We start from the raw sequence: 18,393 nt of genomic DNA, 5'->3' as shown, positions 1-18,393 counted from the left end.
AGGTGTCCAATATGAAAAAAACAGCAATCCTGTCGCTGCTTCTTGTGATTCTTCTTTGCTTTTCTGCATGTACTTCCACAGGAAATTCAGAGGCATCTAAAAGCAGTTCATCCGAAACAAGCCAGACGGAAACAGCAGAATCCGTATCAACGGTAAGTTCATCGGAGATGTTTACCGACAGGGATATGGAGATCGGTTATGATGAGGAAACCAGCGCCCGGATTACATTGTCCGGGAACAGTGCATCCTGTGACTCTGACGCGGTACAGATTTCTGACAGTACAGTTACCATTACAGATGAAGGAACCTACATCCTTTCTGGGACACTCAATGACGGCATGATCATAGTGAATGCCGAAGATACAGATAAAATCCAGCTGGTGCTGGATAACGTGGAAATCACCAGTTCTACATCGGCGGCCATTTATGTGCTGGAGGCGGATAAGGTATTTATCACCACGGCTTCCGATTCGGAAAATACTTTGGCAAACGGCGGGGAGTATGTGGCGATCGATGATAACAACATCGACGCGGTTATTTTCTCCAAATCCGACCTGACGCTGAACGGCGCAGGAACCCTGACCATTAACGCGGCAGCAGGCCACGGCATTGTTTCTAAAGATGACTTGGTTCTTACCAGCGGCACTTATAACATTACAGCGGCAAGCCATGGACTTTCCGGCAAAGATAGTGTGAGGATCGCCAATGGAACTTACACAATCACATCCGGAAAAGACGGTATTCAGGCGGAAAACACCGATGATACCAGCCTGGGATTCCTGTACATTGCGGGCGGTACCTTTACGATTACGGCGGATGGTGACGGCATAAGTGCAAGTGCATACCTGCAGATTGAGGATGGCTCCTTTACCATTACAACAGGCGAAGGCAGCGCCAGTGTTACGATGACCACAGATACCATGGAGTTTGGACAGCGAGGAGGATTCCAAGATCAAACAACAACTACAACAGAGGAAGACTCGGTTAGCCAGAAAGGCATCAAGGCTGATGGAACAATCACGATCACAGGGGGAACTTTTACGACCGATACGGTCGATGATTCTATCCATTCCAACAGTGATATCCTAGTTTCGGGCGGCAAATTTGAACTGAGAACCGGAGATGATGCCATTCATTCAGATGCTGCCGTTACGATTCAGAATGGTGATTTTACCATAGCTTACTGCTACGAAGGAATTGAAGGGCTGTCGGTTACCATTGATGACGGCACTTTTGATATTACTTCCGTAGATGACGGTATCAATGCCGGCGGTGGCACAGACAGCTCCGGATTTGGCGGAGGACGTCCCGGTCAGGAACAGTTTGCTTCTTCGTCTGACAGCTATATTACCATTAACGGAGGAAACTTTGTCATTGTCTCTACCGGCGACTGTATCGATTCCAACGGAGCTTTGACCATTAACGGCGGTACCTTAGATCTCACCTGTAATGGAAGTGGAAACACCGCTCTGGATTGTGACGGCACCTATACCAATAACGGCGGCGACGTCACCACCAACGACGGCTCGGAAAACAATCCCGGTCAGATGGGCGGCGGTATGGGCGGACAAGGCGGCATGAGGCCGGGCCGCTGAGGATCCTTAATGAGAACTCCTGCCCGGATAAGCGTTCTGGACAGGAGTAGTCTTTTCCTTAGCGATAAACAACAAACGAAGGGAGGTTCAAACAAATGAAATCTCTGCGGATCGCCTTGATTCCGGCTTATCAACCGACAGATCAATTGCTTTTGCTTTTGCAGGAGGCAAAAAGCAAAGGCTTTCAGCTTGTTGTTGTCGATGACGGCAGCGATAAGTCTTTCCTTGAAATCTTTGCATCTGCAGCCTGGTTTGGAGCGGTACTGCACCATGAGCAGAATATGGGCAAAGGACAGGCAATTAAAACAGGGTTGTCTTATATTCAGGATCATTTCCCTGCAGACTGCATCATTGTGACAATGGATGCTGACGGGCAGCACCGTGCGGTGGACGCCCCAAAAATCTGTCAGGCTGTCCAGAATCATCCGGATACCCTTGTGTTGGGAAGCAGAAAACTTCGGGAACATGTTCCTGTCAGAAGCCGGTTTGGAAATACAGTTACCAGATTCGTCTATCGGATTTCCACCGGTCAGAGGGTATGGGATACGCAAACCGGTCTTCGGGCATTTTCCGCCAGACTGATCCCGCAGTTTCTTAGCATTCCCGGGGAGCGGTACGAGTACGAAATGAACGTGCTGCTGACCTGTTCCCGCATCGGTATTCCGATTCTGGAGGAGGAAATCGAAACGATTTATATCGACGGAAACGCCTCCTCACATTTTGACACTGTGAAGGATTCCTGGCGTGTATATAAAGAGATCCTGAAATTTTCAGCGGCTTCCCTGATTAGCTTTTTGGTGGATTATGGATTGTACAGCGCCCTTACGCTCTGTACATCCGGTCTGGGGAATGCCCCGAGCATTCTGATAACAAATATCGGCGCCAGGATTGTGAGCGCAAGCATTAACTATACCATTAACCGCAAGATGGTGTTTCGGAGCAAGGCGCATGTTGTCCGCTCCGCTGTCCAGTATGCTGCATTGGCAGCCGGGATCCTGATTGGCAATACCGTTGTCCTGAGCGTCCTCGCGGACTATTTGGGAGTAAACCGGTATGCGGCGAAACTTATCACAGAGCTGCTTTTCTTCCTGATGAGCTGGCTGGTACAGCGGAAAGTGATCTTTCGGGCGGGAAAGAATGCGAAAAAATCTTAAAGGATCAATGAATAGAGGTGAAATCCCATGTTTATACGACGACACTGGTGGGCGGTTCTGTACAGCGTTTGTCTCATTGCGTTTACAGTCTATCTCGCCATGGATACCTTTGTGATTTCACGGGTATATACAGTGGTATCTGAAACAGATCGCGGAACGGGCAGCACTGCCACAACAGATACGGAACAGGACGGCAAATCAGATTCCGGTACGGAAACCGTGGTGTCGGAAACTTCCTACAGCGATGAGAATACCCAGATCACGCTTACGGAGTACCGGGAATGTGACACATCCATTTATGTCGCGGATATCGTACTGTCTTCTTCGGAATATTTGCAAACTGCGTTTGCACAAAACGCTTACGGTCGTAATGTGGCGGAAAAGACTTCCGAGATCGCGGAAAGCGCAGGTGCGATTCTTGCCATTAACGGCGATTATTATGGTGCGCAGGAAGACGGATATGTTCTCCGCAACGGAGTGCTCTACCGGAATACAGCGGCTTCCGGACAGGAGGATCTTGTAATTTATGATGACGGGAGCTTCTCCATAATCAACGAAACGGATGTTACTGCGGAAGAACTTCTTGAAGACGGTGCGCAGCAGATTCTATCGTTTGGCCCGGCTTTAGTGGAAGATGGTACGGTGGTTGTTTCGGAAGATGATGAGGTAGGAAAAGCGAAAACAAGTAATCCCCGAACCGCCATTGGCATCATAGACGATCTCCATTATGTGTTTGTGGTTTCCGATGGAAGAACGGATGAGAGTGCTGGCCTGACCTTGCTTCAGTTGGCGGAATTTATGAAAGAGTTGGGTGTTACGACTGCCTACAATCTGGATGGTGGGGGTTCCTCTACCATGTATTTCAACGGAGAGGTCATCAACAACCCGACAACCAACGGGCGAAGCATCAAGGAAAGGAGCGTGAGCGACATTGTCTACATTGGATACTGACCGGATGAAAAATATGGCTAAGACAGGTTTTGTATATCTGTTCATTTCCCTGTTCTGCGTATTGTTCGGCGCAGTCTATGAGATTTTCAGCCATGAAGTGTATTCCTATTTTATGCTGTATGCATTTGTATTTCCTTTGGTTTGCGGAGCGCTCCCTTTTTTCGGGATAGCTTTTTGCAGAACACCTGTGCCAGGCAGAGCGTCCCAAAATCTCTACCATTCCGGCATAGCGCCCCTGACAATAGGAAGCCTGTTTGAAGGGGCTTTGGAGATTTACGGAACCACGAATCGGCTTGTTTTGGTTTATTGGATACTTGGAGTGGGATTTCTTCTTCTGGGGCTAATCCTTTATGCCGCCGGCAACAGAAAAAACTGAACTGGTATTATGAAATGGAGAAAACCGCATTGACTTATGAAGAATACTATGGAGACAGCCTGTCTCTTTTAAAACAAATAAAAGCACATCTTCTGGAACTGGTGCGCCAATATCCTGCACGGGGATATCCAGATGAGGTGTAGCCGATTCTGTACTGCAAGTCCAGAATCAAGTAGCCAGAGAGCATGATTCGAAAATTGGAACAGCGTGGATTCCCAACAGATGTGGGATCTGCACTTTCCAATGTGCATGATGCTGTAAAGCGGAACACGCAGCGATAAAAGAAACCGCGCCGAAATCGGGAAAAAAGCAGAAAATACGAAAGCGCCGATGAAGCGTCTGAAACCGCAGGAGACAATATCTGAATTATCAGAAGAGAGCTCAAACAGTCATCCTTCCGGCTATAAGGTAATGTTTTGCCGGAAGGTAAGCCCGAACAGCCGGCGACAACTGAACCAACTGTCAGCAGCACTGTTGCCTCCGAAAATACAGTTTTGCAGGATGACATCCAGAACAAAAATGAATCTGTCACCTCATCTTCCTCCTCTGTTTTTTCTGAAGTTTCATCCCCTAATACAGAAAGTACCGCGCATGAATTGTCATCTGATGTTCCGTAAATACAAACAACCAATTTTGATGATAGTTTTATTGTATCTTCCGATTTGGTAGATTGATGTCTGATATATCATAAAATCAATATTTACCTAAAAATACTATATGACTCACAAGAGGGGGAGTTCTGTCCATTCGGTGGACTTCAAGAGAGATACCAACAGAGAAAAAAGACAGAAATGCTAATTCATAAAATGTAACGCTGCAATATAAAATCAGAATAGTCCCGCCTATCAGTTCTGCCTTAGATTTGAACTTTGCTCCAAATGCACTTCAGATTTTCACTCCAACAGCCGAAAGTGCAAAAGTAACGAGGCCGATAAAGCAAACAGCAAGAACAATCTGTACATTAAGAAATGCGAAAGAACGCCTACCGCCATTGCATCAATGCTTGTTACAATGGCAAAAAGCAGCATATTTTTGCATGACAGAGAAGTATCGGACGGTATCTCATCATGCGACAGCGCCTCTTTTATCATTTTTCCGCCGAGAAACAACAGGCCAAAAGCAATCCAGTGATCAAAGGTGGTAATATAATCCTTAACGCTTATGCCTAAAAAATAAGCGTTATAAGCCCTGAAAGACGCCGAACCAAAGTCCAACCCACAATCCATTTTTGAGAGTAGCCTTCGGCATATCTTCCTCAAAAGAGGACTGTCGAATTTCTCTCGACAGTCCTCTTGATTCAAACGCTACCACATTTCAACTGCCATGTTCTGATAAACTTAATGCTGGTGCTTAATGAGGCCGCAGGCTTTGGAGAGTTCCATAAGAAGCACAGGCACGAATATAAGTCCAAGGCCAAGCAGATACATCTGCCAGGGCAGAATGACAAGCCCGAATGCAATGCCCACAGGGGTGAACAGGACAAGAGCAACCAACAATATGGAAGCAAGGCAAGCCCAGTTCAGCTTATGGTTTGAGAATACACCGATTTTGAACAGGGAGTGATCAGAACGCATATTGAACGCCTGAATGACCTGGGACAAGGACAGCACCATGAAAGCCATCGTCTGACCGCCGGCAAGAGTACCAGTGAAATTTTCACCAACCTTGAAGCCAATCAGGGTAAGGACAGCAAACATAATTCCCTGCAAAACCACACGGAGCCCAAGACCATGTGCGAAGATGCCTTCGTTTTTCGGCTTCGGTTTCCGATCCATAATGTCCGGTTCTACGGCCTCCATGCCGAGTGCAATAGCGGGCAGGCTGTCGGTAACCAAGTTGATCCAGAGAAGCTGCATGGATAAAAGCGGGGACTTATGCCAGAGCAACATAGCGACAAAGACGGTGATGACTTCGCCAATGTTGGTTCCGAGCAGGAAGCCGACCACCTTTTTGATGTTAGCATAAATGCCGCGTCCTTCTTTGACAGCATCGACAATGGTGGCGAAGTTGTCATCGGTGAGGGTCATATCCGCCGCCCCCTTTGCCACATCGGTGCCGGTGATACCCATTGCGCAGCCGATATCGGCGGCTTTCAGGGCAGGTGCATCATTGACGCCGTCACCGGTCATGGAAACAACCTGGCCTTTTCGCTGCCATGCCTTGACAATGCGGATTTTATTCTCCGGCGAAACACGGGCATAAACCGAAATGTGTTCCACCTGGTTATCCAGTTCGGTATCGGTCATAGCATCCAGCTCAGCGCCGGTAATTGCCCGGTCATCCAGCTGCATAATACCAAGCTCTTTGGCGATTGCAGAAGCAGTTACAACATGGTCGCCGGTAATCATAATCGGTTTGATACCGGCTTTGCGGCAGGTTGCCACAGCAGCTTTTGCTTCGGGGCGGGGCGGATCGATCATTCCGACAAGTCCCATCAGCGTCAAGCCATTTTCCAAGTTATCCGAGGTGAGCATTTCGGGGATGGCGTCGATTTCCTTGTATCCGATGGCAAGCACACGCAGAGCGTCTTTGCTCATCTTTTCGTTCATCCGTTTCGCCGCCTCGATATCACCGGCAATACAACGTTCCGCCATCATATCGAAAGCGCCCTTCACAATGACAATCTTTTTGCCGTCGATTTGGTTAACGGTAGACATCAGCTTGCGGTCGGAGTCGAAGGGAAGCTCGGCCAGTCGGGGATATTTCTTCCCAAGGTCATCCTTGGGCATCCCGTTTTTATGTGCGGCAAGAACAATCGCCGTTTCGGTAGGATCACCGATATGCTGTTCTTCTGTGCCGTGGAATACCACTGAACCATCGCAGCAGAGAGTACCGTAACGCAGAAGTTTCTTTACTTCTTCCGAATTTTGCGTGCCGATATCTTCCAAGGTTGTTTTGCCGTCTAAATAGGCTTTTACCAATGTCATCCGGTTCTGCGTCAGGGTTCCGGTTTTATCCGAACAGATAACCGAAGCACTTCCCAACGTTTCCACCGCAGGCAGACGGCGAATCAGGGCGTTTTTCTTTACCATTCGCTGTACGCCGATGGAAAGAACGATAGTGACGATAGCGGGTAATCCCTCCGGGATGGCCGAAACAGCCAGCGAAACCGCTGTCATAAAGATTTCCAGAACGGGGATGCCGGAAACAAGACCGACAATAAAGATAATCACACAGGCGGCCAGCGCTACAATACCGAGGTATTTGCCGAGCTGCGCCAGCTTTTTCTGCAAAGGCGTCTGCGTTTCGCTTTCTCCCTCAAGCAGATTAGCGATTTTACCCATTTCGGTATCCATGCCGGTGGCGGTGACAACAGCGGTGGCAGTTCCGTAGGTAACACTGCATCCGGAGAATACCATATTGCTGCGGTCTCCCAATGGAGCCTGCTGATCAATCAGTTCATCCGCCTCTTTTTCAGAGGGAACCGATTCGCCAGTCAGCGCCGACTCTTCGCTTTTCAGGCTGACGCTGTGAAGAAGCCTTGCATCCGCAGGGATAAAGTCACCTGCTTCCAGACGAATGATATCGCCGGGAACAAGCTCGGATGCATCAATAATTTTTTCCTCTCCGTCACGCAGTACCCGGGCGTGAGGGGCAGACATGTTTTTCAGCGCATCCAGCGCCTTTTCCGCTTTGCTCTCCTGCAGCATACCCATGACGGCATTGAGAACAACGATGAGCAGAATCAGTACCGGCTCAAAGAACTCCATCGGGTCATGACCCACACAGGCGATCACAAACGAAACAACAGCCGCTGCAATCAAAATCAGAATCATGACATCTTTGAACTGATCGAAAAAACGCTGTAGGTTGGTCTTCTTTTTCTTTTCTCTTAATTTGTTGTATCCATGTTTTGCGAGTTTTTCGGACACTTGCCCTGCCGTTAAGCCGCTTTCCGCGTTCGAGGAAAGCTCTCCCAGAACGGCATCCTTTGTTTCGCTGTGAAATAACAAAATGTTTTCCTCCTTTAGGTTGACTATGAATGTATTGTAACAAGGTTTTCAGGAAGTTTCATTGGACAAAAAAGCGGAGTGTTACACTTTTCCCCATCAAGGTGAATGTGTTACTTTTTGGGACACTTGGACGAAATTGTCCCCAAGAAAGCGGTGCGAGTTTACAATTTATTTGTTGATGTTTGGCGGCTTGCGTGATATAATTTTTATAATTTTATCTTAGTGGAGGTGGACTTTCTGGCGGATTCAAATATAACAAAGCGGGCATTGGCTTCCGCATTAAAAGGACTGATGGAAAGCCAGCCCTTTGATAAAATCAGTGTCGGTGATATCTGTGAGAAATGCGAGATGAACCGAAAAAGCTTTTATTACCACTTTAAAGATAAGTATGACTTGGTGAACTGGATTTATCATACCGAATTCATTTTGGTAGCCCGACAAAAAGAATACACCATTGGCTGGGATCTGATAGAAGATTTGTGCTCCTATTTTTATGAGAATCAGGGTTTTTACCGAAAGACTTTTAACATAGACGGTCAGAATTCATTTTCAGATTACTTCCGGGACATTGTCTCCATGATCATCACTGCTGACATGGGTATTATTTTCGGAGATGACGAACATATTGACTTTTATGTGGATTTTTATTCCGATGCCTTTGTCTGCGCCATCAAGAGATGGATCTCTGTAAAAAACTGCATCTCTGCCGAAGATTTTGTCGGACGGCTAAAGAAATGCCTACTGGGAACATCAAATAAAATTTTTAGGGAATTTGCAGAGTAAGAATATGATTCTTAAGTTTATCGGAGGTGCAATATGCTGGAAGTTTGCTTTAATGATTCTGTAAAAATAGCATTAACATTAGCACAAAGCGGCTCCTTGGACGGTGGCAGAAAAGATATTGCAGGCATTTCCTTTGGACTTTCTGAGGGAAATATTAAATCACCAATTGTTTTTCAAGACTGTCCTCGTAAAGAGTATGTTTATTCCATATTTTCATTTAGCCGATATAACAATCACGAAGATATGGACGATTCATTTGACGAGTTCTGGCAGCATAGCATAGAGGATTTAGAAAAGTTAAAAGCAAATCCTGAAAAGATAAGAATTTGGATAGATCATACTCCCGATGCACAGTGTGGACTGCTGTTTGTTGCTGATTTATTAAAAAACAGTGACAGCGAAATTCATATAGTAGAATTACCAAAAAAAATAAAGCGAGATGCTCATTGTGAAATAGAGTATCATGGTTGGGACGAAGTTGAACCAAAATTGTTTGAAAGTTTCTTAAACAGAGAACGAATATTGAATTATCAAGAAATAGAAGATTTATCAAATCGTTGGCAAATACTTAAGTCTGAAAATGCGCCATTACGAGTAGTTGAGAACGATATGGTAATAAGCGCTGATATAAGCTACTATGATGATTTAATACGAGAAGTTTTCCCAAAAGACACCTGTAAAATTGCAAATATTATCGGAAGGGTTTTGTGCATGCAAAAAGTTCTTACAGGTGATATTTTCATCGCAAAAAGAATACAGAATTTTATTGATAACGGTGAGCTTACTGTAATGTGTGATACCAAAAATGGATTTTATAGTACCTCTGTAAGCTCTCTAAAATGAGCATAATTCAATATAGCATCTTTGCAGACACTTTCCGAAAGTGTTGTAATGGGTTTTATACTTTCGGAAAGTTAATGTATAGTGAAAATCGAGGTGCAGTCGTAAGACTATACCTTTTTTAATTTTATGTCCCCGATGTAATACGCTGCCGCAGCTCCTGCATTCTTAAGTCCGTCTGCGCAATGGTATCGGCGCAGTCTTTCAGCTCGTCTGCAATCGCCTGCACTTCCGGCGAATCGTTTTTATACCGAATCTGATGCTCCAGACTCGCCCAGAAATCCATTGCAACGGTGCGGATCTGTATTTCAACTCGAATCATTTCCTTTTTCGTGGAAAAGAAAACCGGAATTTCAATGACCAAATGCAGGCTGCGGTAACCATTCTCTTTTGGATGCTTAATATAATCCTTTTGTCGAACCAAGTGTACGTCATCCTGCATGAGAAGCATGTCCGCCACCTTGTAAATATCATTGATAAAAGGGCATATGACACGGATCCCGGCTACATCATTTAGATTTTCTGCAATGGCGTCAACGGTAACAGGCTGATTCAGGCGGGTCAGCTTTTTCGCAATGCTGTATGGGCGTTTTACCCGTGACTGGATACTCTCAATTGGATTTCCGTTCATCGAAGAAGACAGCTCATCGTTAAGAATTTCCAGCTTTGTAGTAACCTCACGAATAGCGGAACGGTATTTTACCATTAACTCTTCAAACTGAAAAAGCCGCTCGAGCGTTTCGTCTGACAGGGGCTCTCTTTCGTTTCCACCGAAGAAATCCTTTATCGCTTCGGTTCGTTCCTTTAATTTGGTTTCTAAAACAGGTTTCATCGTTTTCTTTCCTTGTCTTATTTTTTGTTTTGCACGGCAGCCTTTGTATTTCCACTGGATATCCCTGAAAGCTCCTTTTTGAACTGGAAGATAAAGAGTATGGCGGTAAAGGTCACTGCCAGAAAATCGGCTACCTGTTCCGCCATATATACCGCCGTTGTTTTATCGAAGAAAAAATCAGCGGTATGGGATAAATCATCGGAATCAGCAGGCTGAATTTTCTCATAACAATAACTAAAATGGAAGCTTTTGCATTTCCAAGCGAAGTAAAGATCCATCTGGCAGGCCATTTGAATGCCAAAGAACAGCATACAGGCCATATAGATACGAAGTGCGGTTTTACTGAATTCTTATCAGTGCCGGATCCTGGGTAAACATAGCGGCGATCCTTGGGGAAAAAGCATGACCGTCAACCAAAGCAACGTGGAATAACAAAGGCTTGATAGCGAAAAAATCAATTCTGCTTTGCCCATTTATATATCGTTTTTATGCAAGAGTCTCATTGCAAGACTTGTTATATCCGTTTTTACTTTGCTCCGCTAACACATTTATCGCCTTTATAAGACTTTATTTCATTTTGCCTGTTAGCCTTTGATTTTTTTGAAATAGCCTAAAAGAAGTTCGTCATCAACTGATTCAACCACATCATAATAACTTGTGATTTCCGGAATAACGGCCTTGTTTTTGACAAGGTTATCTATCAGTGCAATCAAACTGTCATAGAAGCCTTCGATATTAAGAATAACGATTGGTATGGAAAGTCGGTTTAAGTATTTCAGCGTCAGTACCTGAAAAAACTCATCCATGGTACCGATACCACCTGGAGCAATAATGAAAATATCGGCGTGTTTCTCCATAAGAGTTTTTCTCTCTGCCATTGTATCGACCATGACCGTATTATCGCAGGGAAAAATCGGTTCAAAGCTCTCAATAAAGTGCGGCGAAATTCCCATTACATAACCACCGTTATTTTCGACGCCCCTGGCGACTGCACCCATACAACCGGATGCACCGGCTCCGTAAACTAATGAAAAGTTATTGTCTGCGATGAGTTTCCCTAATTTCTCAACCTCTTTTATGTAGATATCGTCAAGTTTAGTGGATGCACCGCCGTAAACGCAGGCATAATATTTCTTCGGCATCTATACTCCTCCTTATTTTCTGTTGGATTTTCGTGCATATTTGTCGCACAGGCCATTAAGCTGGTCGGTAAACTTTGCTAATTCTTTGTTAGAAAGTCCACGGCTTAATTCAATGATCGTTTTTAGTCTTTGACAAGCAGCCATCAGCTTATCAAACGCAAGGTTTGCTCTGCGGCGGCCGTCAGATACCTTTGTAATCTTAACAGCTTTCCCACGTTCAACACATTCTCCGCTAATAAGATCATAGGCGTCTCCGCTATGGGGCGCCGTTGCGGAAAACCGCAGTTTGTTATATATCGTTTGAGCAAAACTCTCACAAACGATATCGTCCCCATGATTGACAAATACCTTTGCGGGTGCTGCTTTCATTGATGCAAGCCAACCGAGCAGCATATCTCGATCAGCGTGTCCGCTGATGCCCGCAACAGAAGCGATTTTTGCATTAATCTGTATTTCTTCACCAAACAGATTGACAGATTTTGCTCCACCCAAAAGTTTTCTTCCGAGTGTACCCTCCGCCTGATAGCCAACAAATAAAATCGTACTGTTTTCACGCCAAAGATTGTGCTTCAGATGATGACGAATTCTACCGGCTTCACACATTCCAGAGGCAGAAATAATAACTTTAGGGGATTCGTCAAAGTTGATTGCCATGGAATCTTCCTTGGTAACGCTTAAACGCAATCCCGGAAATTCAATGGGATTAATCCCTTGTTTTAGAAGTTCTAAAGTTTCAGTATCATAATATTCAAAAAGATTATCTTTATAGATTTTCGTTGCTTCTACTGCCAAAGGGGAATCTACATAAACAGGAAAATTCTCAAATTCCTGAATCAACCGTTTCTCTTTAATTATTCGGAATAAATAAAGCAATTCCTGCGTTCTACCGACGGCAAAGGAAGGGATAACCAGGTTGCCTCCTTTTACAAAGGTTTCTTTCAGTATTTCGGTAAGCTGAGAAATATAATCCGGCCGCTCGCCGTGAATCCTGTCTCCATAGGTAGATTCAATAATGACATAGTCTGCTTGCTTTGACATTTGAGGATCACGAATCAGCGGTCTTTCTATATTTCCAAGGTCACCGGAAAACAAAAGCGTTTTCGTTTCTCCGCTTTCTTTAATCGTAATATGAATGCTCGAAGATCCCAGTAAATGTCCGGCATCGATAAACTCAATTGTGATACCATCGAATATTTGCACAGGTTTGTTATAGCCGTAGCTTTCAAAGCTTTTTAACGCCTCAGCAGCATCGTCAATAGTGTAAATCGGTTTATACTTTTCAAAACCGGCTCGACTGGCTTTTCTGTTCTGCCACTCGGCTTCCTGCTCCTGAATATGAGCAGAGTCCCGCAGCATAATATTGCAAAGTCTATAAGTTGCTACTGTAGAATAAATAGGACCGGCATAGCCTTTGGCAACCATAGCTGGAATCATACCAGAGTGATCAATATGCGCATGAGTCAAAAGTATAGCGTCAATTTCATTAGGAGATACAGGCAGATCGGCGTTTTCATACGTGTCCCCGCCTTGCTCCATACCACAGTCGATGAGAATTTGTTTTCCGCAGGCATCTAAAAGCGTACATGAACCTGTTACTTCGCGGGCTGCACCGATAAATGTTAGTCTCATAAGATTACTCCTTTCATGAGTTATGACAGGAAATTCGTTCCTTCTTACTCTGATTTATTTCGCTATCTGAATTTCCCGAAGAATATCCTCCAGGCTATGCCTGAAGATATTAAATTTTTCTTCACGCTGAAGCCCCTCGTATGTTCGCAGGTTGCCATCAGCATTAAACTCAGCCATGCATTCCTCCTCGGAGATAATGCGGTCAATCGCCAGAATATCATACTTCAAATCCATCAGAACAAGCGGATACTTCTGGCTGTTCCGTACAGAAACAACATAATCGTAAACATCCTTTTTTGTTTCCGGTGTGCAGGAATCGTCTGCCCGAAGCACTGCAAAGGCCGGCTTGGCAGGAAGAACAGTATTCAGCCATTCTCCGCTGAGAATTCGTTTCTTATCTTGTTCCGCATACCGTTTATAGACGCCATACAACAGTTTTACATCCCGCAGCTTTTGGCAGGCGTCAGGCATATCCTTGTTAACATACACCAAAGTCATCGCATTTTTTACAGCTTTCATTTTTTTTACAAAGGAACTGCTGACCTGATATCCGCGAAGAAAAATGATAAAAGCACACTCCGACTGTTTCTCTATCAGCGGAAGAATCTTTTCCGGATCACCGAGTATAAAGAATAGATAGGTGTGTATCCCCAAAGAAATACCTTGTTGCAAAACGGAGGGATAAAAGTCTGGTTCTGCATCCAGTTTCTCCTCATTTATGACCAATGTTATAGACCACGGAACATTAAATCCATACTCTGCCTCCACTTCACGGATCACTCTGGCACCTTTCGTACATCCGTTATATCCGAGATTGATACCGAAGGTCGTCAAAATATCGTGATCTACTGAATCAACGGTGTTTTTTACAAGAGAGTAGTAAGCGCTCTCCTGGTTATGCAGCATTTTCTGTGTGGTTCGTAAAAAATTCTTTTGAAATCTGCCCTTGGAACACTCAAGCCCCAAATCCACAAGATTTCGGGTTTCCCGTTCCGGCGAATTCTGAATATTTTTTAATGTCCGGCGGACGACAGTTTCAACTAACATCCGATTCATGTCTTTTTTCATTTCAACCAGCACCTTTCATAACGCTTGCACATATAGCATACCGCAAAAAAGTACAGATTTATAGGGACAAAATTTGTTGTTTGTCCAAAAAGGTAACAGTTTTTAAGTTTGTCGCAAATTTCCTCACAGACCTTCCTTTGTCCAATGACTTTTGAAGAGCTGACGATGATGAACTTGATAATTACCACCATAGTCGCCACAAGCGACAGCTTGAATATCACATGGAAAGTCTGGCAGACGGCACACCTCTCGTCAGATACCTGCCCTGTGTAGTCTCTTATAAACTGGATTTTATCTATTCAAACCTCTATAAACCCTGTATTTTCAAGGCATATCGCCTGTTAAATGTTCAAACCTTATGTATTTTCCCTTGTTTTTGCCCTTATGAGCCGAAACAAGGGAAATTTTTTATTCTCCGCCGATTACTTTATCCAGCAGTCTTGCGGAAGTACGCTTCGCTTCCCTTGTAGCGTGAGCGTAAATATTCATTGTGGTACTGACATCAGCGTGTCCGAGAAGTTCCTGCACATCTTTAGGTGCTGCACCGTCATAAAAAAGGGAGAAATTTATGAAAGCCACCTCTTTACCGTGAAAGATGATAAATTCAAAAGCGAGCCTTTTTTTCGGGAGGTAAAAGAGATTTACACCGACCTTATCAATCGGCATATCTCCGATCCCGAACAGCAGTTAAAGGTCTTTGATAAGAACAGCGTTTATCTCCCTACAAAGAAAATCGGTAAGAACAATCCCAAAGCCGCTGAGATTGAAGCGGATAACGCCGCAAGGCAGGAATGGAATAGGACAGCGGATATGGCGTTGTTATCGGGTATTTCCGAAGCAAAGATTTTAGAAGTCAAGCAGACCGAGATACACGAAAAAGCAAGCCAATCTATCAAGAGCAAAGGCTGGTTGCCTAATCTGTTCCGTGGGATTGTGGCAAAAGCAAAAGATTTTCTGCAAAACCTTATTCGAGAAAAGGATATGCCGCCTAAGCCTACGCTTGATATTGATATGGCAGAGTTCCGCCATATGCGAAACCTGATGATAAAAGTACAGGATAAGGCAAAGGAAATCAAAAACTTGCAGGACAAAGTTCTACCGCAGTTGAAACAGCAGCTTGCTGATACAAAGGGGCTTTTCAAAGGTAAAGAACGAAAAGCGTTGGAGGTAAAAATCAAAGAAACCGAAGCGGAGATTGCCGACAGGCTGGATAAAATTCCTGATACACTCAAAGCAGACGGTTATCCTGATGTGCAGGTATTTATGCGTACTTTCCGAGAAATGGAAAGCGTTGTAGAAAAGTACAACCGTGACCTTGCCGAGTGGGAATACCAAGTCAGCAGGAAGCCGACAGCCGCCGCAAAAGAACAGCACAGACCGCCCGAAAAGCAGAGTGTGCTAAAACATCTGCGTGAGATACAGGAACGCAACAAGCAGAAACCTCCGCAAAGACAGCGTAAGAAATCCATTGACAGAGATAGCCGATAGACACCCCAAAACCGCCATTATGGTGTTACCCATAGCGGCGGCATACATAAAATATGCCCTGCGGATGTTTAAACCACAGGGCGTATTTTATAATACTTACTTACTGCATTTTTTCTTTTTGCTGTAAAGAACCGTACCTGTCAGGATTGTGCCTGCCGTCAGCATAATCGCAAACCACAGAGCGATATTAGTAGAATCGCCAGTCTGTGGAGATTCTTTATCTCCTTTTTCAGGAACAGTTGGTTTTGTTGGTACATAATTTGGGTCAGTTGCTTTACAAACGGTACATTTTCCGTCTTTGAAGTTATGTGCAGCTTTTGCAGTTACCTTTCCTTTTTCCACTACCGAACCGCATACTTTGCATACCTTATCCCCAGTATATCCTTCCACGGTACAGGTCGCTTCTTTGGCATTTTTTAGTTCCGTTTCACCATGTCCGGTTGCTTTGACAACAGTTTCTTCTTTTGCGATTTCTTTTGTCAGTGCTTCATCGCTGAAATATTTGCCGCAAGCGTCACAATACCAATATTCGACATTTCCATCTTCAATGCAGGTCGCTTCTTTGCGTTCTGTTTTTACTGCATTGTGTCCAAGTGCATTTCCATACGCTCTACCACAATCTTCGCATATGGTTGGTTCAGTACAGGTTGCTGTACCACCTGTATGAATATGTTCCCCGATATGAATATAACGGTATGCACCAAGCCAGTTCATCTCGTCAGCACTAAAGTTTATTGCTGTATCATAAGGCGATTCATTACCTTCCTTAAAATGCTTTGCCGCTGAACCGTCCCAGTTATTTCCGTCTACTTTAAATTCTGCAAGTTTTCCATTTGCAGGTGCAATGCCGAAAGAGATGTCGTCTATATTGCCATTGTACCAGTCAAATAAATCAAAGCCACCCTTTGCAGTTACCTCTGAATTGGTAATATTAAAGCTTTTAGTTACAATAGCAGGGATAATATCATTCGGTTTACTTGAAGCCGTCAGTGATGAATTGTTCAGTGTCAAAGTTCCCACTACGACCATCCCCTCGCGAGTCGTACCTGTGGCAGTAACTGTACTGTCTGTTACTGTCATATTACTGTCAGTAAAGATTCCTCGCATACCGCTTGATGTTGCCTCGACATTACTCTTGTTAGTAATATTTATATTTCCTGCCGCAAAGATAGCGGGAAAGGCATCTTGGGATGTTCCGGTTGCCGTCACGGTAGAATTGTCAATGGAAAAATCACTTACACTACAGATTACATTTTGTTCACTTCCACTTGAGGTGGTATTTACTGTACTGTCAGCAATGGTGATTCCTCCTTCTCCGCATAGGGCATAGCTATCTCCATCACTTTTGGCAGTAACCTTCGCACCGTTTTGAATAGTCAGCACATTTGTCGTGTATATTCCGGTGGCTTGTTTGCCTCTCCCCATTGCTTCAATGGTAGGTGCGCCTGTTTCATCTACGCTCCCGATAGAGATGTTATCACCCCGCATACAATCGTTATCAGATTGAATTATCAATTTTCCCTCTCCGCCAATGGTGATTGTACCGTTATTGCCATAAATACCATAATAACCCGATGTAATAGTGTTCGTTCCGACCAATCGTATTGTTAAATCTCCCACAGCATAGATCGCAGCAGAACCCGAAAACTCCCCTTCTATGGTGATATTTGTAAGTGTCAGCGTATTGTTGTCCGAGTCATACTCCGCAGTACCCTCTCCGCAGGTGATCTTATTATCAGTTGCGGAAAGAATGCTTGTTCCGTTTACATTCAAAACTGTAAGACTTGCAGCCAAAACAGTTGTCGGCAATAAGCCGATTATGAGCATACAGCAAATCAATGCTGCCAGCACTTTACTTTTTATTTTCGCTTTCATATTTTCGCCCTTTCGTTTCAATTACTTTCTTACTTCATAACACAAAAAGGCGCATCCCGCCCGTTATAAAACGGGCAGAATACGCCTACATTTTTGTATATTTTAGGTCTTGACAAGAAAAAAAGGACAGAGTTACACTTTGCTTGCTTGCTTGCTTGCTTGCTTGCTTGCTTGCTTGCTTGCTTGCTTGCTTGCTAAAAGCCTACCTTTCTCCATCATTTTTGTCAAGCCCCTTTCTGCATATAATCTCGTATATAGTTTACGGTAAATTTTATATCTAATTTTCGATTATCCTCATAAATATTAGCAAAGAATATTGCGTTGAGGAATAGAGGTAATAAGAACACAGGCAGTCCACAGAACCCTACACCGCAGGGACAGCCGAAAAAGAGGTGAGGTCTGATGGGCAGACTTGATTTTTTGTATCGCTCGGAGCTGCCGCACCGGGCAAAGCTCGTGTATATCTATCTCCACGACCGGATGGATAAGGAACGAAAGGCTTGGCCGGGTATTAATACCATTGCAAAAGACCTGTCGGTGTCCCGCAGCACAGTGAACGCGCTGTCAAAGATTTAGAAAAAGCAGGACTGATGCGAAAAGAGTCGCACTACCGTGAGAACAGCAGTGCGACATCCAATCGTTATTATATTTCTTTTAAATAAAAGACCGGAAGCGCTCTTTATAGAGTAACTTCCGGCCTTTTCGTA

General features: G+C 44.4%; 16 protein-coding genes and 1 pseudogene. 8 read left to right on the top strand and 9 right to left on the bottom strand.

The window, feature by feature from the left end:
- The first annotated feature begins 11 nt into the window (after positions 1 to 11).
- From DPQ25_RS00550 to DPQ25_RS14500, 4 genes are all read left to right on the top strand, one after another.
- Positions 12 to 1,595, top strand: coding sequence for a carbohydrate-binding domain-containing protein (locus DPQ25_RS00550; protein ID WP_112331231.1), 1,584 nt, complete (start codon positions 12 to 14; stop codon positions 1,593 to 1,595).
- Positions 1,596 to 1,690: 95 nt separating this feature from the next.
- Entirely contained in the window at positions 1,691 to 2,749 is a 1,059-nt protein-coding gene (locus DPQ25_RS00545) for a bifunctional glycosyltransferase family 2/GtrA family protein (protein WP_112331230.1), read from the top strand.
- Positions 2,750 to 2,776: 27 nt separating this feature from the next.
- Positions 2,777 to 3,700, top strand: coding sequence for a phosphodiester glycosidase family protein (locus DPQ25_RS00540; protein WP_112331229.1), 924 nt, complete (start codon positions 2,777 to 2,779; stop codon positions 3,698 to 3,700).
- Between the two features lie 792 nt (positions 3,701 to 4,492).
- Entirely contained in the window at positions 4,493 to 4,693 is a 201-nt protein-coding gene (locus DPQ25_RS14500; RefSeq protein ID WP_146740504.1) for a hypothetical protein, read from the top strand.
- A gap of 276 nt (positions 4,694 to 4,969) precedes the next feature.
- Here DPQ25_RS14500 and DPQ25_RS00530 read toward each other — a convergent pair whose 3' ends face one another.
- Together DPQ25_RS00530 and DPQ25_RS00525 are read right to left on the bottom strand one after the other, a co-directional pair.
- Positions 4,970 to 5,302 carry a manganese efflux pump gene (locus DPQ25_RS00530; RefSeq protein ID WP_407928116.1) on the bottom strand — a complete coding sequence of 111 codons (333 nt, stop codon included), beginning with the start codon at positions 5,300 to 5,302 and terminating at the stop codon, positions 4,970 to 4,972.
- A gap of 111 nt (positions 5,303 to 5,413) precedes the next feature.
- Complete coding sequence (locus tag DPQ25_RS00525; protein ID WP_112331227.1) at positions 5,414 to 8,029, bottom strand: calcium-translocating P-type ATPase, PMCA-type; 2,616 nt, start codon at positions 8,027 to 8,029, stop codon at positions 5,414 to 5,416.
- A gap of 222 nt (positions 8,030 to 8,251) precedes the next feature.
- Between DPQ25_RS00525 and dhaS the strand changes: the two genes are divergently transcribed.
- The gene (gene dhaS, locus DPQ25_RS00520; RefSeq protein WP_242978173.1) at positions 8,252 to 8,812 is read left to right on the top strand and encodes a dihydroxyacetone kinase transcriptional activator DhaS; all 561 of its coding nucleotides are present in this window, start codon (positions 8,252 to 8,254) and stop codon (positions 8,810 to 8,812) included.
- A gap of 33 nt (positions 8,813 to 8,845) precedes the next feature.
- Positions 8,846 to 9,655, top strand: coding sequence for a DUF3658 domain-containing protein (locus DPQ25_RS00515; protein WP_112331226.1), 810 nt, complete (start codon positions 8,846 to 8,848; stop codon positions 9,653 to 9,655).
- A 124-nt stretch (positions 9,656 to 9,779) separates the two neighbouring features.
- Here DPQ25_RS00515 and DPQ25_RS00510 read toward each other — a convergent pair whose 3' ends face one another.
- The 6 genes and pseudogenes from DPQ25_RS00510 to DPQ25_RS15255 all read right to left on the bottom strand — a co-directional run.
- Positions 9,780 to 10,484, bottom strand: coding sequence for a GTP pyrophosphokinase (locus DPQ25_RS00510; RefSeq protein WP_112331225.1), 705 nt, complete (start codon positions 10,482 to 10,484; stop codon positions 9,780 to 9,782).
- A gap of 17 nt (positions 10,485 to 10,501) precedes the next feature.
- A complete protein-coding gene (locus tag DPQ25_RS15160; RefSeq protein WP_262510494.1) occupies positions 10,502 to 10,630 on the bottom strand; it encodes a hypothetical protein in 129 nt (42 codons plus the stop codon).
- 438 nt (positions 10,631 to 11,068) lie between these two features.
- Positions 11,069 to 11,626, bottom strand: coding sequence for an LOG family protein (locus DPQ25_RS00500; RefSeq protein ID WP_112331224.1), 558 nt, complete (start codon positions 11,624 to 11,626; stop codon positions 11,069 to 11,071).
- Positions 11,627 to 11,638: 12 nt separating this feature from the next.
- The gene (locus DPQ25_RS00495) at positions 11,639 to 13,255 is read right to left on the bottom strand and encodes an MBL fold metallo-hydrolase (protein WP_112331223.1); all 1,617 of its coding nucleotides are present in this window, start codon (positions 13,253 to 13,255) and stop codon (positions 11,639 to 11,641) included.
- Between the two features lie 54 nt (positions 13,256 to 13,309).
- The gene (locus tag DPQ25_RS00490; protein WP_112331222.1) at positions 13,310 to 14,323 is read right to left on the bottom strand and encodes a hypothetical protein; all 1,014 of its coding nucleotides are present in this window, start codon (positions 14,321 to 14,323) and stop codon (positions 13,310 to 13,312) included.
- A gap of 408 nt (positions 14,324 to 14,731) precedes the next feature.
- A pseudogene (locus DPQ25_RS15255) lies at positions 14,732 to 14,875 on the bottom strand (site-specific integrase); the annotation flags it as partial.
- A 258-nt stretch (positions 14,876 to 15,133) separates the two neighbouring features.
- Here DPQ25_RS15255 and DPQ25_RS00475 point away from each other — a divergent pair.
- Positions 15,134 to 15,811 (top strand): hypothetical protein, encoded by a 678-nt coding sequence (locus tag DPQ25_RS00475; protein WP_456237269.1) that lies wholly within the window; start codon positions 15,134 to 15,136, stop codon positions 15,809 to 15,811.
- Positions 15,812 to 15,907: 96 nt separating this feature from the next.
- Here DPQ25_RS00475 and DPQ25_RS00470 read toward each other — a convergent pair whose 3' ends face one another.
- On the bottom strand, positions 15,908 to 17,686 hold the full coding sequence (locus DPQ25_RS00470; protein WP_112331220.1) for a hypothetical protein: 1,779 nt from the start codon (positions 17,684 to 17,686) through the stop codon (positions 15,908 to 15,910).
- A 402-nt stretch (positions 17,687 to 18,088) separates the two neighbouring features.
- Between DPQ25_RS00470 and DPQ25_RS00465 the strand changes: the two genes are divergently transcribed.
- On the top strand, positions 18,089 to 18,262 hold the full coding sequence (locus DPQ25_RS00465) for a helix-turn-helix domain-containing protein (protein WP_407928115.1): 174 nt from the start codon (positions 18,089 to 18,091) through the stop codon (positions 18,260 to 18,262).
- The last annotated feature ends 131 nt before the right edge of the window (positions 18,263 to 18,393 follow it).

The organism is Hydrogeniiclostridium mannosilyticum, assembly GCF_003268275.1.
Classification (GTDB): Bacteria; Bacillota; Clostridia; order Oscillospirales; family Acutalibacteraceae; genus Hydrogeniiclostridium; species Hydrogeniiclostridium mannosilyticum.
The sequence above is the reverse complement of the archived record's forward strand: the minus strand, read 5'-3'. Positions and strand labels throughout refer to the sequence as shown.

Excerpts from the sequence above, each read along its gene's own strand:
- DPQ25_RS00550 (WP_112331231.1), top strand. The coding sequence starts at position 12 with ATGAAAAAAACAGCAATCCTGTCGCTGCTTCTTGTGATTCTTCTTTGC.
- DPQ25_RS00545 (WP_112331230.1), top strand. The coding sequence starts at position 1,691 with ATGAAATCTCTGCGGATCGCCTTGATTCCGGCTTATCAACCGACAGAT.
- DPQ25_RS00540 (WP_112331229.1), top strand. The coding sequence starts at position 2,777 with ATGTTTATACGACGACACTGGTGGGCGGTTCTGTACAGCGTTTGTCTC.
- DPQ25_RS00530 (WP_407928116.1), bottom strand. The coding sequence starts at position 5,302 with ATGGATTGTGGGTTGGACTTTGGTTCGGCGTCTTTCAGGGCTTATAAC.
- DPQ25_RS00515 (WP_112331226.1), top strand. The coding sequence starts at position 8,846 with ATGCTGGAAGTTTGCTTTAATGATTCTGTAAAAATAGCATTAACATTA.
- DPQ25_RS00510 (WP_112331225.1), bottom strand. The coding sequence starts at position 10,484 with ATGAAACCTGTTTTAGAAACCAAATTAAAGGAACGAACCGAAGCGATA.
- DPQ25_RS15160 (WP_262510494.1), bottom strand. The coding sequence starts at position 10,630 with ATGGCGGAACAGGTAGCCGATTTTCTGGCAGTGACCTTTACCGCCATA.
- DPQ25_RS00500 (WP_112331224.1), bottom strand. The coding sequence starts at position 11,626 with ATGCCGAAGAAATATTATGCCTGCGTTTACGGCGGTGCATCCACTAAA.
- DPQ25_RS00495 (WP_112331223.1), bottom strand. The coding sequence starts at position 13,255 with ATGAGACTAACATTTATCGGTGCAGCCCGCGAAGTAACAGGTTCATGT.
- DPQ25_RS00490 (WP_112331222.1), bottom strand. The coding sequence starts at position 14,323 with ATGAAAAAAGACATGAATCGGATGTTAGTTGAAACTGTCGTCCGCCGG.
- DPQ25_RS00475 (WP_456237269.1), top strand. The coding sequence starts at position 15,134 with ATGGCGTTGTTATCGGGTATTTCCGAAGCAAAGATTTTAGAAGTCAAG.
- DPQ25_RS00470 (WP_112331220.1), bottom strand. The coding sequence starts at position 17,686 with ATGAAAGCGAAAATAAAAAGTAAAGTGCTGGCAGCATTGATTTGCTGT.
- DPQ25_RS00465 (WP_407928115.1), top strand. The coding sequence starts at position 18,089 with ATGGGCAGACTTGATTTTTTGTATCGCTCGGAGCTGCCGCACCGGGCA.